Origin of the sequence: Stenotrophomonas sp. BIO128-Bstrain (assembly GCF_030128875.1) — a bacterium.
In the GTDB taxonomy this organism is placed as follows: Bacteria; Pseudomonadota; Gammaproteobacteria; order Xanthomonadales; family Xanthomonadaceae; genus Stenotrophomonas; species Stenotrophomonas bentonitica_A.
Window position 1 is genome coordinate 790383 of sequence record NZ_CP124620.1, and the last position, 15361, is coordinate 805743.

The window sequence follows — 15361 nt, forward strand, 5'->3', positions numbered from 1 at the left end:
CATGTCGCTTACCGCATTGACGTTCAATTCGGTGTTCGGCACGCGCGCCGTCATCGGCACCCTGCAACTGGATGCGCTTGTGAGCGAGGACACCATCCTTGACAGCTACGCGACCATCTACCCGGTCGAGGACGGCGGGAGCATCACAGACAACGTCTCCAGCGACGCCGAGAAGCTCTCGCTCACAGGGCAAGTTACCTCGGCTGAGATCACGGTCTATGGCGCAGGCGGGTGGCAGAAGCTGATCCAGGCCAAGGACGTGTTTCGGCAGCTGCACGAGGCTCGAACGCCGATCAGCATCTCCACCGGCATGGACAACTACACGGACATGGTGATGGAACGGTGCAGGATCGGGCGCACCAACGAAGGGGATCATTTCACGGTCGAGTGCGACTTCCGCAAGATCCTCAAGGCGCAGCTGCAGACCGATACGGTTCCTGAGGACAAGGCGGCTGTAAGCGCCAAGGGCAAGGCTGGTTCGACCCGCACCAGCGGCGGAAAGGTCAACGCCGCGGACCTTAGCGAGAAGCAACAGCAGGCGGCTACCGACTACGTCAACGCCACGCTGGGCATCGGCCCGCGCCTACGTCCCCCGGGGGTGATGTGATGTTCAGCATTCCCACGATCGACGCAAACGACCAGCTGCTGGAAGTTGAGCTGGACGGTGAGACCTTCTTCGTTCGCTTGAGCTGGAACAGTGAGGCCGCGTTCTGGGTCATGGAGATCCAGAACTACAACCAGGAGACGCTGGTGGCCGGGGTCATCGTCGTGCCGAACGTGCCGCTGCTTGCGCGCTTCCACTACCTGGATGTACCGCCGGGAGAGCTGATGGCTCTGCTGCCGGGCGACGACAGCACCATCCCGCGTGACGGCTTTCTCACTGGGAAGGCAAGCCTGATCTACATGACGGAGGCGGAAGTGTCGGCAATCAAGGGAGGGCCGCGCTGATGGCTCGTTTCCGTCGTACCTTCCGCCTCGTCGTTGGCCCGGCCGGAGGGCAGGGCATCACCATCCAGCCGCCGATGCAGATTCAGTTCGATGTCACCAAGGACTCGAAGGAGGATCCGAACGCTCATTCACTCCGGATCTACAACCTCAAGGAATCGACCCGCGCGGCCTTGGAGAAGCCGGACCTCCGGGCGTACCTGTATGCCGGGTACGAGGAGGAGAGCGGCGGAATCTTGCTCGCTGCGGGTACTGTGGTTGACTCGTTTACCCGGTTTGACACGCCTGACGTGGTCACCGAGCTGGCCGTGGTGGATGGCTACGGCGAGCTGCGCGACAGCGCGGTCAGCTTGAGCTATGGGGCGGGAGCCAACTCGGCGACCATCATCGAAGCCGTGGCCCTCCAGATGGGACTCGTGCTGAACATGCCGCGGTCCCTGCAGTCGAGGACCTGGGATCACGGCTTCAGCTTCTACGGCCCGGCACGCCAGGCACTGCACAAGCTGTGCCGGGGCTCTGGTGTCGAGTGGTCGGTCCAGAACCAGACCCTGCAGGTCGTTGCCGTTCGCGGGACCACGGAACGCTCCGTGGTCGTGCTGCGTGCGGATTCGGGGCTGATCGGCTCGCCCGATCGCGTTCGCGAGTCGGCGCGGGAGATGGACGCCAGCGCCGAGCCGGGCACGGCCGAGAAGAAAAAGAAAAGGGACCGAAGTGTGGCCGCGACGATCGTGTCCGAGCGGCAGCGCCGCGACGGATGGCGGGTGCGGTCGCTGCTGCTGCCGTGGATCAACCCCGGCGACCGTGTCCAGATGGACAGCCGACAGGTTCAGGGCCTGTGGCGTGTCGAGTCGGTGTCCCACAACGGGGACTACCAAGGCGGCGACTGGACGACCGAAATGCACCTTGTGGAGCGTGTGGGATGAGCCAGGCCAGCGATATCCGCAGACTGATCGCCACCGAGCTGGCAGATGTGCATACGTGCTTGCCGGGCAAGATCGTCAGCTTCGACGGCCTCGCGGCGGTCGTGCAGCCCTCTCTGAGCAAGGCTCTCGCATCGGGAGACGACTTGCCGGCGCCGCAGATTGTGAGCGTGCCGGTCTGCTTCCCGCGCGGCATGGGCGGCAAGGCCATCATCTCCGTGCCGCTGGGCGCCGGGGATGACGTCCTCCTGCACTTCTCGGAGCGTGCTCTGGAGAACTGGCTTTCGGGCAAGGACGGTGCCCCTGGAGATCCCCGCATGTTCGACCTGTCCGACGCCTTTGCCACGCCGGTGTGCCGGCCCGGGGGCAGTTCGGTCGACACGGTGAATCTGGTGGTCCGTCTGGATCAGGCCAGCATCACGATATCGCCCGATGGAACCGTGGTGATCTCAACGCAGGGCGCCGCCGAAGTGACCGCCCCAGCAGGCCTGACGATCAACGCAGACATCACCGTCAACGGCATGATCGAAGCAACCGGCGATGTGACGGGCGGCGGGGTCAGCCTCATGAACCACCTCACCACCAACGTCACGCCGGGAACCGGCATGTCAGGGAAGCCGGCGCAATGACCCTGGACCTCAAGCTCAACGCGGGCCATGACCTCGCGGTCGAAATGACCAGTGCTGTTCTGGTGGACGGCGCCGCGCGGATCAAGCAGCAGATCAAGGTGACTCTGCTGACCTGGCTGGGAGAGTACTTCCTCGATACCACGTTCGGCGTGCCTTACCTGGAATCGATCCTGGTGAAGAGGCCCAGCCGAACCGAGATCGAGGCCGTGCTCCGCAGCAGGATCAACGACGTGCCAAGCGTCTCTCGGGTCAACACCATGCAGCTGACGATCGACCGCGAGCATCGCTCGCTTCAGGTCATCTTCGAGGCATCGACCCTTGAGGGCCTTGTGGCCGACACCATCAATCTCTCGGAGTAGTACATGGCCGACTTCGGCGTTACACCCGCCGGCTTCATCCGCAAGCGCCTGGCCGACATTCGGCCGGAGATCATCGCGGCGCTGCGGAACAATCTTCAGGTAGCCGGCCTGTCCGGTGACATCGAGACCCGGCCGGATTCCGTGCTCGGCATCTTGATCGATACCTTCGCTGAGCGCGAGGCAGCGGTCTGGGAGCTGGCCGAGGGCGTCTACGGCGCCATGTACCCCAGCACTGCCAGTGGCGTGAATCTGGACAATGCCGTGTCCCTGACCGGCGTTGTCCGCGAAGGGGCGACCAGCTCCCGCGGTTATGTGGTGCTGTTCGGCGAGGGGGGCACGACGGTGCCGGCTGGCTCGCAGCTCCGAAATGTCGAGACTCAGGAGGTGTGGCAACTCGGCGACGAGGTGCGCATCACCCGGTCCAACACGGCGCGTGCCACGATCGGGCTGGTCGGCGCGCCGGCGGCGGGCACCTACACGATCTACATCGATGGCGTCCCCTACAGCTACGCGGCGGGTATCGGCGAGAGCACGACGCAGATCCTCCTGGGTATCGCCGCCGCAATCACGGATACCACGATCACCGTGGTGGCCACCGGCGCCGAGCTGCAGCTGACCGCACCGGCGGGAACGGGCTTCCCACTTGGCATTACGCCAAACCTGCGGGTCACCGGCCTCGGTAGCCCGGCTCTGGCGGAATCCCTCAATCCTTCCACGCTGGGCGCGGAACCTGACACGCTGACGGAGATCCTGACGGTGGTGAGCGGTTGGGCCGCGGTGACCAATCCCTCGCCGGCATCCTCGGGCGCGATCGCGGAGAGCGACTCTTCGCTGCGCAATCGGTACGGCACCGGTCTGTATGCGCTCGGCGGCGCCACGCTGCGGGCGATCATCGCCCATGTCCGGTCCAAGGCCGCCGGGGTGACCAACGTGGTCGCCTACGAGAACACTGGCGACTACACGGACATGTCGCGCCGGCCGCCCCACTCGGTTCATGTCATCGCAGAAGGCGGGCTGGACGTGGAGATCGCCCAGGCGATCTACGATGCGAAGGCCGCCGGCATCGACACGCACGGTGCTTTTGCCGTGCCGGTCATCGGTGCCCTGGGCCTCCAGACCGTCGTGCGGTTTGATCGACCCGTGCCCGTCTATGTCTGGATCAAGGCGGACATCACGCTGCTTGACCCCGGCGAGCAAGCTTTCCCCGATGCCGGCCTGGTCGACATCGAGGAGGGTCTGGCAGCGTTCGGTGGTCAGCTCGAGATCGGCGATGACGTGGTGTGGCAGTCGTTCTTCAGGGCCGTCTACTCGGTCCCGGGGGTCGCCTACGCCAATCTGACCTTCGCGACGTCCACGGATCCGGCGATCGCGCCGGCGCCTGGCGCTTACCACGCGGCCAACATCACCATCCAGCCGCAGCAGCGCGCAATGTTTGATGCCAGCCGGGTCGAGGTGAGCAATGGATCTTGACCAGGACCATGGACGCATTGCCTGGTCCAACTGGACCGCGCAGTTCAAGGACTCGCCGCGGCTCCGGTCGGTGGTCATGGCGCTGCTGCAACCGTTCACGACGGTGCAGGGGGCGTTGAAACAGCTGCGCGACGATCGCTGGCTGGACGCCGCTGTCGGGGCGCAACTGGACGGACTCGGGGATTTGCTGGACCGACCGCGTCGCATCACAAACACGCGGGCCATCTGGCATTTCGGCTTTCAGGGGCAGCCGAACATCGGCGGGTTCGGGGAGTTCCCCATGTATCGGGTGGGTGCGGGCCTGTTCACCGGCGGATCCACCCTCGACGACGAGAACTATCGGCGGCTGTTGCGCTGGAAGATCCTGGTGGACAGCGGCTTCGGTACTGCGGCCCAGATCGAAGGCGCTTTGCGTGTGCTGTTCGCCGTAGATCGGATCGCGGTCGAAGACCTGGGAAATGCGCGAATCCGGGTGCACATCGGCCGCAAGGCTACGGAGGACGACTATTTCCTCGGGAACGTAGGTCAGTGGGTGCCGTCGGCCGCCGGCGTGGCCTTGGAGTTCCGAACCTATGAGGCGGGCGATTCCTTCGAATTTGATACCTCCAAGTATCTGCAGCTGCTGATCGGCAGCGACGGCGTGCCCCTGCTCGGGCGTGACGGCTATCAACTTATTGGAAAGGGGTAACACCGTGGCAGAGAAAGAGCTCAGCCAGTATCAGGACATTTCGGCGATTGGGGCGGGTACGAAGCTGGCGGTACTGCAAGACGGCATGAACGCTCAGGCCCCGGCTTCGGTCCTGAAGGTGTTCGTGGGGGGGCAGATCGAAGCATCCGGGCTCCCGGCCGAAGTTGAGGCGCTTAAATCGGGTCAGGCGGGGGGGGCCATCGGGGAATCGACATGGTCGCGCCTCATCTCCGTCGAACCAGGCATCAGCCAGCCGATCGGCGCGCAGGCGGATATTTCGATGGCTACCGACCCGGGATCGCATGTAGATCCTGTGAAGCCGGGAGGACAGGTTGTCCCCAACTATGGTCGATTCGTTAGGAGATCCTCTGCTAGGACTGGATGGGAGTGGCTGCGTGGCGACCTGCTGCTGGATAAATCCGATTACTCACAGGTCGACCTGCAGCTGGAACTGATCACCACCACGCTGAATGGGTCTGGTTCTGGAAGTTCATTCTTCAAGGGCTTCGTACCCGGCAGTGGAGGTCTTCTCAATCTCCACTTCTCTGCTGGCGCCATCGGCATCCGAGACCGCCGCGGTGGCGTGACCGTCCATCGAGAGATTTCATTGGCGTCGGATACGGTCTATGCCGTGGGCGTTGGTCAAGTGCTGATCTGGGACTTCACTACGAATGAAATGGCGGTGCAGAACAATTTTTCTGCTCGCCCCGCCAGCTATGCTTTGCTTGCCTACAACAAGTTTGGACAGATCGTCTCCGGCTTGTTGCAGGGAGTCATCCTGAGGATGGCTGACGACCTTCGTGAATCTCAGCTTGTGGTTTCACCGTGGTACACGGACGGAATGATTTCGTCGGGTGTTGTGCCAATGAGTGTCAACCTAGCGGCATCAGCGCTTTTTCTCGTCGCAGCAAGTGGGAAGCAGCTTCAAACTATTGCCGCAGGGACGTACGCGGCTCCGTTCAGCATCCCGGTGAACTCTGTTCTCCTATGGGATTTGGTTCAGAACGTCATCGCTGTATACCCCAACAACGGCAGTAAGCCGATGCCGCACGTGCTGATGACGAACTGCCGTAGCGGTGGTTATTCCACCGTGGGACATCTGGCTCATACGCGAAACTCATTCAACGCGATCGGGGACCACGCCGCACTGTCGGTCGTGAACTCGCGCACTAAGCTCCTCTATTCGCATATCACCTTCTCTCGTGATGGCAGCGGCGCTTCGCCGATTTCCGTGGATGGAGCCACCGTGTCGGTCACGGGGTTGACGATGTTCGCTTTGGGCTGGAACGGCTCAAACATCAAGCAGATCAGCCCCGGCACGACTGGAGCTATTACGACGACCTGGAGTTTTGCTGACAATGAAGTGCTGATCTGGGATTGGGACACAAACACCGTCCGGAAGATCGGAAACAACGCTGCTCGTCCGTCCCAGTTCGCTACTCTCCTGATGCGCAAGAACGGCGCATTTGTATCGGGCGAAATGCTGCCGTTGGTGAATGAGGCCCGCACCCCCCAGTACTCGTTGGCCGATAGCCAGGCTGACAGTACGGAAAGCCGCTGCATCGTTGTTCGTGGCAAATTCTCCGCGCAAGGCCTCACCATCGTTAGGGACCGAGTCTGGTCCTTTGATGCCGCTCCGGCCGACCATAGCGCACCGGCCAATATCATCCGGTACTGGGCGGACCTTGAGGGTGGATTCGGCGGTGCCGGAAACCTGACCCACAACTTCGGCCATGTTGCGACGGCCGACTTCAACTCGCGGAATGGCGTGTTGCTGATGGGTAACGGGGAAAGCTCCACCAGTGTGCTTCCACGAATCGACCTGCTTCTTGATGCGACTAGCTACTCCGAGGGAGCATTCCTCAACTTCAACGATCCCGTCGGCACGCCCCGAGTCTCGATCGAATTCTTCGTTCGTGGTCCCGGCGGCATAGTGACAAAGGAGATCGGCGGGAGCGGAGCGGTCTGCTGCTGGGGAGAGGCAGACCACGTCATCTACTTGATGACCGGTCAGGGGACTTACGCCCACCGCATCTTCAAGGTTGTGCTCGGTATGGGCTCCAATGACTTCAGTGACAGCACTGGGACCGATTTGACGAGGTGGGGCACGTTCATTCCTGGTCTTTCAGATAACGAGTACAACGGCACAGCCTTCGTGTATCAGGTGTACACAGGCAAGGAGTACAACGTTTCGCAAGGCATGTGCTTCCACGATGGAAAGCTCTACTACGGAATCACATCGACCTCCCAAGCGCTGGAGGTGATCGAGGTATCCATGCGAGAGAACGGGACTTTCCGTACCGGCCGAAAGTTCCGCTACGATGCCATCAAGCGGGACGGGACGCGGAACGATATTGAGACGGAAGACTGCTGCATTTTCGGTGGTCGCTACCTCTTGGCTGGAGGGCGGCATAGTGGCGAGTACTGGTGGTGCCTGTTCCCGCTCTACAACGAGATGGGAGGGATTGCCGATGTTGGTGCCGAGGTTGTGTTCCCCTTCCCGTGCAACCAAGTGCCTCAGCCCCTCATCAGCCCCATTGGCGGTGCCGCAGACCTCAGAATCGAAAGTTTGGATCGGGACGGTTTTACAGTGAACTCGATCGGCGGAGGCCCTGGGAAGTACCACTGGGCTGCCCGGATCTCCTGAGCAACCCGGGCACACGGATGTGCCCTGGGTTAGAATTCGCCCCTCAGGAAGGGGGAAGTATGCGTAACACAAGGATCGACGCAGCGAAATTCGTGCTCATGGTGCTGGTCGTTGCAGGTCATCTGATCGAGTGGTTGCCATTGGACTCAGGCCAGGTGGTGTATCGATGGATCTACATGTTCCACATGCCGGCGTTCGTGTTTCTTTCCGGACTGGTGTGTGCTGACGTCCTTGATGTGAGACGCGCAAGAGCGCTTGTCTCTTTCGTGGTTCTTCCCTATTTGGCCCATCAGCTGGCCACGAATGGGATGGTCTCAGTGCTCGGCAATGAGCCTTTTTCCTACCAGATCAGCAACCCCTACTGGGCGCTTTGGTATCTGGTGAGCCTGTTCTGCTGGCGGCTTCTGCTTCCTGTGATGGTTGCCACGGGTGCGCCTGTCTTCGTGGCCATATGCATCAGCTTGCTTTCCGGCTTGGCCCCTGAGTTCAACCATTCCTGGTCGATAGGGCGGACAGCCTCGCTGCTCCCGTTCTTCGTTCTAGGCCACGTGTTCGCCAAGGGTGGCGGGCCTAGGCTTCCGTCGCCAAGGCCTATCGCCGCTGTTGCCATGCTTGTTGCCATAGGTGCTGCCGCATACCTTTCCCGCGGAGTTTCCCTTCAGTGGCTATGGGCGCACACGCCTTACGAGGGGTTCGGAGTCAGCCCGGGGCAGGGCCTTGCACTGCGTGCTGCGCAGCTCGCACTGGGTGTGATTGGGGCCGCTGCCGTCTTCATGTTGATCCCGGATTCGGCTAGGCTCGCGGCGCTCGGGCGCCAGTCACTTGCGATCTTCATTGGGCACATCTACGTCCTGAAGGCGATGTACGCATTCGGCATAATCGCTCTGATTGCAACGCTCCAGCTTTCTGTAAAGGTCGTGGCGGTGTCGGTTCTAGCGCTTGTCATCTCGGTTGCGTGCGCTGCAGCCGGACGAATCTTCCCGTGGGCGTTTGACTTCAGCTGGCTCTTGAGCATGGTGGACAGGATTAAGAGCAGGGCTGGTACAAGGGCCGGCGCCAGCATTTGACCCCAGTGGGTGGTCAGATGGCCTGTAGTAGGGCATCGGTGTTGTTCCGGGGTGTGTTCACTGCCCGGCTGACGCGATAGGCCTCCATCGCCGGCGGTTCGCTGGCCAGCAGCATCGCCATCGCTTCGTCGGGCTCGGCCGCCAGCCACTCATCGGCCTGGCCGGCCGTCAGCCACACCGGCATGCGGTCGTGGATGTCGGCCGACACGCCGCTGCTGTCGCCAGTGATCACGGTGAACGTGCCCAGGTTGTCCGGTTCGAGCAGGGGACTGGTGTCTTCCCACAGGCCGGCCGCCAGCAGCGGTCTGGCCGCGTGAATGAACCAAGGATCCTTCTTGCCGTCCTCCGCGTTGACCGACCACTCGTAGTACCCGGCCATGGGTATCAGGCACCGGCGCTTCTTGAACGCCGACCGGAAGGCCGGCTTGGTGGCCACCGTCTCGATGCGCGCATTGATCGTGGAGCCCTGCAGCTTCTTGGCCTTGGCCCAGAAGGGGAGTAGGCCCCACGACAGGCGGGTGACCTGTAGGCCGGTGCCGCGATCGAGGATCACGGACGCGCGCTGCGTCGGCGCCAGGTTGTAGCTCTCTGGAATCGACATCAGGTCGCCGACCAGCTGGGGGAAGCCCAGGGTGTCAGCGTTTCGGATCGGGAGCTGGACGAATCGGCCGCACATGGCCGAACCATACCCCTTCGCGGTGCCCCGGGCCTTCGCGCGGCCTGCACTCCGACGGGCGGGGGCGGCCGATCCCCACACTAGGCCGGGCAGTCGCCCTGTGCCGCGGCAGGGCGGGTCAGGGCAAACTGTGCTCGCCGGATCCGGGAGCCGCAGGCAGCTCAGCCCGGGTGCTGGGGAGCCTGAGCAGCGCCCCGCCGGCACCTTTGCACGGCCCTGACGCGGCGTCGCGGAATCTGAGACCCCGGCCCGTATCCTGCGCCCATGCTCCCGCCCTGCAACTTCACCGGATTCATGACCGCCCCTCAGCCTCGAGGCTGGGTGCAGTACGGCGAGCACTGGGGGCTGTGGTGGAGAAATCGTCAGATCGCCAGCGTGCAGCCTGATTCCCACGGGGTCCGTGTCGTCCTGGCCTGCAGGAAACTGTGGGAAGACAAGGAGGTCAGGGCGGCCAGCGTGCGTCAGGGCAAACGCTACGCTGAGCGGTGGTGTGCGGCCCGGGTACTGGAGGGAGTGCCTCTGAGGGAGGCTGTGGCACGGCTGGTGGCGAACGACGAGCCGGCCCGCAAGCTCTCCCGCACCGAGATCCAACAGCAGAGACGACTGGACGCGATTCCGAACCCGAAGCTGTAGCGCCAGTCAGCCGACGTTGCCTCCGTATCGGCGTGTGCGACCGCCGGCGGCGACAGTGGCTGCATGGATCAGAAGAGCATCGGCAAGGCGCGCTGGGCGCGTGCGAGGGCGGCTTCGCTATGGCAGCAGGCCGACGACCTGGACAGAAATCACAGCGGCGACTGGCGAGCTAGGGCGACACGCCGGCGCGGGGCTGATCGTCTGCGAACAGAGGCCGCGAAATTTGATGGCATCGCCGCGCGATTGCTCCCGGTCGATGACGAGCAAGTCGCATGACTCCTTCTGCAATCCGTGCAAATTCCGTGCAACAGGCAAAAAGAAAAAGGCCCGCATCGCTGCGAGCCCTTAAAAAGTGGTGGCCGGGGACGGAATCGAACCGCCGACACGGGGATTTTCAATCCCCTGCTCTACCAACTGAGCTACCCGGCCACTTCATCGCTGCGTTGCCGCTGGCGAGGACGCGAATAATACGGAGGTATGAGGGGTTCGGCAAGCGTTTCGCGAAAAAAATTTCACATTTGTTTCCAAACCCTTGTCCGCCCACATCCAAGTGCTTGATCCACCGGGCTCGAGCACATCACCGAAGCGCATGAACGTCGGTTCAGGCGGATGCGTTGCGCCGGTGCAGTTGATCAGCCCGGGGTGGATCGTGCGTCGTTGGGCATGCACCACAACAGCACGATGCCGATCACCATCATGATCGCCGCCAGCACCAATGCGCCCTGGTAGCTGCCGCTGTCGCGCGCCAGCGTGCCGGCGATCGCGGGGGCGATGATCTGGGCGACGCCGTAACTCAGCGTCAACGTCGCCATCGCCTTGGCAGGATTGTGCGGGTAGTGGCGACCGACCACGGTCAGGGTCAGGCTGACGATGCCGGCGAAGGTCAGGCCGAACAGCACCGCGCTGGCCGCGCCGGCCCACAGCCCGCCATCCAGCAAGGGCAATACGAAGGACGTGGCCTGCAACGCATACGCGAGCATCAATGCACGGATCAGGCCGAGCCGGTTAGACAGCCGGTCCCAGGCAAACGTCGAGGGGATGGCGGTGAGGCCGACCAGCATCCACACCCAACTGCCGTGGCTGGCGAAGGCAGGGGTCTGCACCAGGATGGCGACGATGAAGGTCGCGCTGACCACGAAGCCGACCCCCGCGCAGAAGTACGAGGCGATCAGCAGCCAGCGCCAGCGCCGCCCGGGTGGCGGGGGAGCGTTGGCACCCGTCGTGCTGGAGATCGCTGCCGGCGGCGGCATCCATGCCCAGGCCGGGATCAGGAACACCACCGCGAGGGTGCCCAGGGCGATCCACTGCCGGGAGGACGCCAGTTGATCGGCCATCGCCGCAGCTGCCAGGCCCGAGACCGCGATCCCCACCCCGAGGCCGGCGAAGTGCAGGCCGAGCTGTGGGCGGCGCTGATGGGCGAGCAGCCAGTTGAGCACCAGCCCGGAGGCGAGCAGCAGGCCGGCGGTGCTGGACAGGCCGGCCACGAAGCGCAGCACGCCCCAGAAGGCCATGTCCGTGGTGGTGCCCATCAGGCCGGTGGATACCACTGCCAGGACCAGTCCGATGCGGTAGAAGCGGAATTTCAGTTGCATGTCGCCGACCCGGGCGACCAGCACGGTGCCGGCCAGGTAGCCCAGATAGTTGAACGTTGCCAGCCAGCCGCCGGCGGCGGCCGTGAGCCCGGCGTCGAGCCGCATCACCGGCAGCAGCGGGGTGTAGGCAAAGCGCGCCAGGCCAACCGTGAGTACCAGCGCGCAGATGCCGGCCGTGATGACCTGCCAGGCGCGGCGGGGAGGTGGGACCGTGAGGGACATGGATGTGGAGGGCAGCGGGGAGGGCCCATCGTCGTGGACGGAGGTGATCGCGTCTTTCGATAGAATGACCCATCCTGTCGATGAGACGTCACATGGCCATGGTTGAATCCACTGCCCCGGGTTGGCGCGAAGTTCCGGTGCCGCCGCTGCGGCGTCTGCCCTGGCCGGTGGTGGCGCGCAGCCAGCGACTGGAGGCCGGCGAGCGCTTCCCGCCGCACGTGCACGGCTGGAACCAGCTGGTCCATGCCAGCACGGGTGTGCTGCAGGCCAGCGCCGGGCAGGCACGTCACGTGATCACCCCGCAGCAGGCGCTGTGGGTGCCGACCGGCACGCTCCATCACACGGGCGCGTTGAACACCTCGGCGTTCCGCAATCTTTACGTGGCCGATGGGCCGGAACTGGGTATGCCCACGCATTGCGTGGTACTCGATGTGTCACCGCTGCTGCGCGAACTGATCATTGAACTCGATCGCACCGTGCCCGATCACGACCGCACCTACTACGCCACGTTGTGCACCCTGATCACTGCGCAGTTGCCGCGCCAGCGGCAGCACACCCGGCACCTGCCGTGGCCGCAGGATGCGCGCCTGCAGCGCTGGTGCCAGGCGCTGTACGAGCAACCCGCCGATACCCGCAGCGTGGAGGACTGGGCGCCCTTGCTGGGTGCATCGCCGCGTACCCTGGCGCGCCACTTTGAACGCGAGACCGGCATGCGCCTGCGTGAGTGGCGGTTGCGGCTGCGCCTGCTGCGCGCCATCGAGTGGCTGGCGCAGGGGCGTTCGCCCACGGTAATCGCGCACGAGCTGGGCTATGCCTCGGCGTCGGCGTTCAACTACATGTTCCGGATCGAGATGGGCATGAGCCCGCTGCAATGGAGGCGCGCACGCCCTACGGCGTGACCGGGCAGGCCAGGCTGACCAGGCGGTCATCCTCGAAGCGTGCGCGGATCATGCCGTTGTCGGCTTTGCCTGCGGGCCACTCCGCTTCGGCCCCTGCACCGGGCAGGGGATTGCCCAGGTGGAAGTACACGCGGCCACGGCTGTCGCCGACCTGCACCTTGTTGCATGCCACGATGGGTGAAGCCATCTCGCCGCAGTCGCCCTGCAGCAGGCACAGGCGCGTGTGGCACTTGCCTGCACCGGACGACCAATGGCCCTGCGCGGCCAGGCAGCCGGGCTCGGTCGCCAGGATTGCCCAGCATGCCAGGCCGAACACGGTGGTGGCGGACATCAACCCGGGCAGCAGGTAGCGGCGTCGGCGGGAAGCGGGAACGTTCATGACGCGATCATGCGCCCTGGCCGGCGGCGCGGGCAACGCATGCGCGGTGCAGCGTACGGATGGAATGCTGTGACGCCATCGGGACGATCGGTCCCTGTCGCACAAGGTGATTGCACAGCCGCGTCGTCCTGCACCGATGGAACGCTGTTTTACCCCCCGCCCGCACGTGCCCGGACGGCGTACTGTCGGGATTCCTTTTCCGTCTCCCCGGAGCGATCCGCTGATGAACGCGCTCACCAACACCCGCATCGTGCTCGCTTCTCGCCCGAACGGTGCTCCCGTCTCATCCAACTTCCGTATCGAGCACGTGCCGGTGCCCGCGCCTGGCCCGGGCGAGGTGCTGCTGCGCAATCGCTATCTGTCGCTGGATCCCTACATGCGTGGTCGCATGGAGGAGGGGCCGTCCTACGCCGCACCGGTTGCGCTGGATGCGGTGATGGAAGGGCGCACCGTTGCTGAAGTGCTCGCCTCCAACCATCCCGGTTTCGCCATCGGCGAGCATGTGCTGGCACCGGGCAACTGGCAGACGCACGCGGTCATCCATGGCGATCAGCTCAGCCGCAAGCTCGAGGACAACGACCTGCCGATCAGCACTGCACTGGGCGTGTACGGCATGCCCGGATTCACGGCGTACGTGGGCCTGCAGGAAATCGGCAAGCCGCAGCCGGGCGAAACCCTCGTGGTGGCGGCTGCCAGTGGCCCGGTGGGCGCAACGGTGGGGCAGATCGCCAAGCTGCAGGGGGCGCGCACGGTCGGCATTGCCGGTGGCGAGCAGAAGCGCGCGTACCTGGAAACACTGGGCTTCGATGTGGCGCTGGATCACCGCGCCGACGATTTCGCCGCGCAGTTGCGCGCGGCGGTGCCCGACGGCATCGATGTCTACTTCGAGAACGTCGGCGGGCATGTGTTCGATGCGGTCGCGCCGCTGCTCAACGATTTCGCGCGCATTCCCGTGTGCGGCACCATCGCCACCTACAACGCGCGCGGCGCGGTGCTGCCCGGGCCGGACCGGCTGCCGGGTTTCATGAGCCAGGTGCTGCGCCAGCGCCTGACCGTGCGCGGCTTCATCCAGTCCGACCTGCACGCCTTCTTCCCGGCGTTCCTGCGCGAGATGGGGCAGTGGCTGAAGGACGGCCGCGTGCAGTATCGCGAAGACATCGTGGAGGGCCTGGAGAACGCGCCCGAGGCATTCTTCGGGCTGCTCAAGGGGCGCAACTTCGGCAAGCTGGTGGTCAAGCTGGCTTGACCGGCGTATCGCGCGTGAGCGCGACGTGTGCAGGAGCGCGACGATCATGATTCGTGCATCACGATCGGCTGGTTAGTCTGCCGTTGAAGGCGCCGTCCCGGTGCCCGCATCAGTGAGTAGAACCATGGCAGACACCAAGCCCAGCGAACAAGGCAAGCAGGAAGGCATCGAAGAGAGCCAGCAGGACCGCAAGCAGGATGAAACCGCCAAGCAGCGGCCGGCGCAGACCGATCAGGCGATCCACGATGCAGGCACGCGCCGGCCGGAGCGCAAGGACAATCCCGAGGGCGCGTAAGCAACCCGCGCAACCTGCAGAAACAACAACGCCCCGGAAACCTGGTTTCCGGGGCGTTGTCTTGAATAGTGGTGGAGCCAAGGAGGATCGAACTCCTGACCTCGTCGATGCGAACGACGCGCTCTCCCAGCTGAGCTATGGCCCCACGGGTGGTGCAACTGCGTGGCGTACCCGACCTCGGCCGTACCTCGCGATGGGCCTAGTCTAGCGCCGACCGGCGTTGCCTGCCAAGGGGTGCCTGGTCTGGGTCACGGGCCGGCGCCGGGTGTCCTGCCAGGTGCCCGTTCGACCTGCCGCAGCAGGGCTTTGTCCAGCTTGGCCGCCACGCCGACGCTGCGCCCGGCCAGGTTGGCCACCACGAAGCTGACCGGACTACCCAGCACCTGCGCTGTCTCGGACAGGCTCAACCCGTCGTCCTGCTCCAGCCACTGCGCCATCCCGGCGGTGGCCGCGCGCAGGGCATCCTCCAGCGAGTGGCCTGCTCATGGATGACCGGTTCAGTGTTCGCCGCCGCCAGGGCGACAAGTGCCGGGCGACATGTGACCGATGGCCGGGTAGGCGTCAAACCCGAACGCTGCCCTTCCGGCGCGCGCGTGGGCCGGGCATAATCCGCGCCAGAAAACGCGGCCGCATAGCCAGTGGACCAGGGGGGCCGGACAGCCGTCGCCCAGAACGCCCTGACACCAATCTGCAA

General features: G+C 64.3%; 16 protein-coding genes and 2 tRNA genes. 12 read left to right on the top strand and 6 right to left on the bottom strand.

Translation table 11 applies throughout. From position 1 onward, the window contains the following. Position 1: 1 nt before the first annotated feature. The 9 genes from POS15_RS03575 to POS15_RS03615 all read left to right on the top strand — a co-directional run bounded on the left by POS15_RS03575 (position 2) and on the right by POS15_RS03615 (position 8725). The gene (locus POS15_RS03575) at positions 2–607 is read left to right on the top strand and encodes a phage baseplate protein (protein ID WP_284129000.1); all 606 of its coding nucleotides are present in this window, start codon (positions 2–4) and stop codon (positions 605–607) included. After that, on the top strand, positions 607–948 hold the full coding sequence (locus POS15_RS03580; protein WP_019185006.1) for a hypothetical protein: 342 nt from the start codon (positions 607–609) through the stop codon (positions 946–948). The genes POS15_RS03575 and POS15_RS03580 overlap by 1 nt, the downstream gene beginning before the upstream one ends. Next, positions 948–1868 (top strand): hypothetical protein, encoded by a 921-nt coding sequence (locus POS15_RS03585; RefSeq protein WP_284129001.1) that lies wholly within the window; start codon positions 948–950, stop codon positions 1866–1868. Before POS15_RS03580 ends, POS15_RS03585 begins: the two co-directional genes overlap by 1 nt. Next, on the top strand, positions 1865–2494 hold the full coding sequence (locus POS15_RS03590; RefSeq protein ID WP_284129002.1) for a Gp138 family membrane-puncturing spike protein: 630 nt from the start codon (positions 1865–1867) through the stop codon (positions 2492–2494). The genes POS15_RS03585 and POS15_RS03590 overlap by 4 nt, the downstream gene beginning before the upstream one ends. Continuing rightward, positions 2491–2853, top strand: coding sequence for a hypothetical protein (locus tag POS15_RS03595; protein WP_284129003.1), 363 nt, complete (start codon positions 2491–2493; stop codon positions 2851–2853). Before POS15_RS03590 ends, POS15_RS03595 begins: the two co-directional genes overlap by 4 nt. 3 nt (positions 2854–2856) lie before the next feature. Beyond that, positions 2857–4323, top strand: a complete 1467-nt coding sequence (locus POS15_RS03600) for a hypothetical protein (protein WP_284129004.1) — start codon at positions 2857–2859, stop codon at positions 4321–4323. Continuing rightward, the gene (locus POS15_RS03605) at positions 4313–5011 is read left to right on the top strand and encodes a DUF2612 domain-containing protein (protein WP_284129005.1); all 699 of its coding nucleotides are present in this window, start codon (positions 4313–4315) and stop codon (positions 5009–5011) included. Before POS15_RS03600 ends, POS15_RS03605 begins: the two co-directional genes overlap by 11 nt. 4 nt (positions 5012–5015) lie before the next feature. Beyond that, positions 5016–7658 (top strand): hypothetical protein, encoded by a 2643-nt coding sequence (locus tag POS15_RS03610; RefSeq protein WP_284129006.1) that lies wholly within the window; start codon positions 5016–5018, stop codon positions 7656–7658. A 92-nt stretch (positions 7659–7750) separates the two neighbouring features. Next, positions 7751–8725 (top strand): hypothetical protein, encoded by a 975-nt coding sequence (locus tag POS15_RS03615; protein WP_284129007.1) that lies wholly within the window; start codon positions 7751–7753, stop codon positions 8723–8725. Positions 8726–8738: 13 nt separating this feature from the next. Here the strand turns inward: POS15_RS03615 and POS15_RS03620 are convergent, their stop codons facing one another. The 3 genes from POS15_RS03620 to POS15_RS03630 all read right to left on the bottom strand — a co-directional run bounded on the left by POS15_RS03620 (position 8739) and on the right by POS15_RS03630 (position 11848). Next, complete coding sequence (locus POS15_RS03620) at positions 8739–9401, bottom strand: SOS response-associated peptidase (RefSeq protein ID WP_284129008.1); 663 nt, start codon at positions 9399–9401, stop codon at positions 8739–8741. A 986-nt stretch (positions 9402–10387) separates the two neighbouring features. Beyond that, a tRNA-Phe gene (locus POS15_RS03625) sits at positions 10388–10463 on the bottom strand. Positions 10464–10666: 203 nt separating this feature from the next. Continuing rightward, the gene (locus POS15_RS03630; protein WP_046273222.1) at positions 10667–11848 is read right to left on the bottom strand and encodes a YbfB/YjiJ family MFS transporter; all 1182 of its coding nucleotides are present in this window, start codon (positions 11846–11848) and stop codon (positions 10667–10669) included. Positions 11849–11940: 92 nt separating this feature from the next. Here POS15_RS03630 and POS15_RS03635 point away from each other — a divergent pair, with 92 nt between their 5' ends. Further along, the gene (locus POS15_RS03635) at positions 11941–12747 is read left to right on the top strand and encodes a helix-turn-helix transcriptional regulator (RefSeq protein WP_052727519.1); all 807 of its coding nucleotides are present in this window, start codon (positions 11941–11943) and stop codon (positions 12745–12747) included. Here the strand turns inward: POS15_RS03635 and POS15_RS03640 are convergent. Beyond that, positions 12737–13126, bottom strand: a complete 390-nt coding sequence (locus POS15_RS03640; RefSeq protein WP_046273221.1) for a hypothetical protein — start codon at positions 13124–13126, stop codon at positions 12737–12739. The two genes, POS15_RS03635 and POS15_RS03640, sit on opposite strands and share 11 nt — an antisense overlap. Positions 13127–13349: 223 nt before the next feature. On the opposite strand from POS15_RS03640, the gene POS15_RS03645 reads away from it, so the two are divergent. Continuing rightward, positions 13350–14372 (top strand): NADP-dependent oxidoreductase, encoded by a 1023-nt coding sequence (locus tag POS15_RS03645; protein WP_284129009.1) that lies wholly within the window; start codon positions 13350–13352, stop codon positions 14370–14372. Positions 14373–14496: 124 nt separating this feature from the next. After that, the gene (locus POS15_RS03650; protein WP_019182797.1) at positions 14497–14667 is read left to right on the top strand and encodes a hypothetical protein; all 171 of its coding nucleotides are present in this window, start codon (positions 14497–14499) and stop codon (positions 14665–14667) included. Positions 14668–14736: 69 nt separating this feature from the next. Here the strand turns inward: POS15_RS03650 and POS15_RS03655 are convergent. Both POS15_RS03655 and POS15_RS03660 read right to left on the bottom strand, forming a co-directional pair. After that, a tRNA-Ala gene (locus POS15_RS03655) sits at positions 14737–14812 on the bottom strand. A gap of 103 nt (positions 14813–14915) precedes the next feature. Beyond that, positions 14916–15104, bottom strand: coding sequence for a hypothetical protein (locus tag POS15_RS03660; protein ID WP_019182798.1), 189 nt, complete (start codon positions 15102–15104; stop codon positions 14916–14918). Positions 15105–15361: the final 257 nt, after the last annotated feature.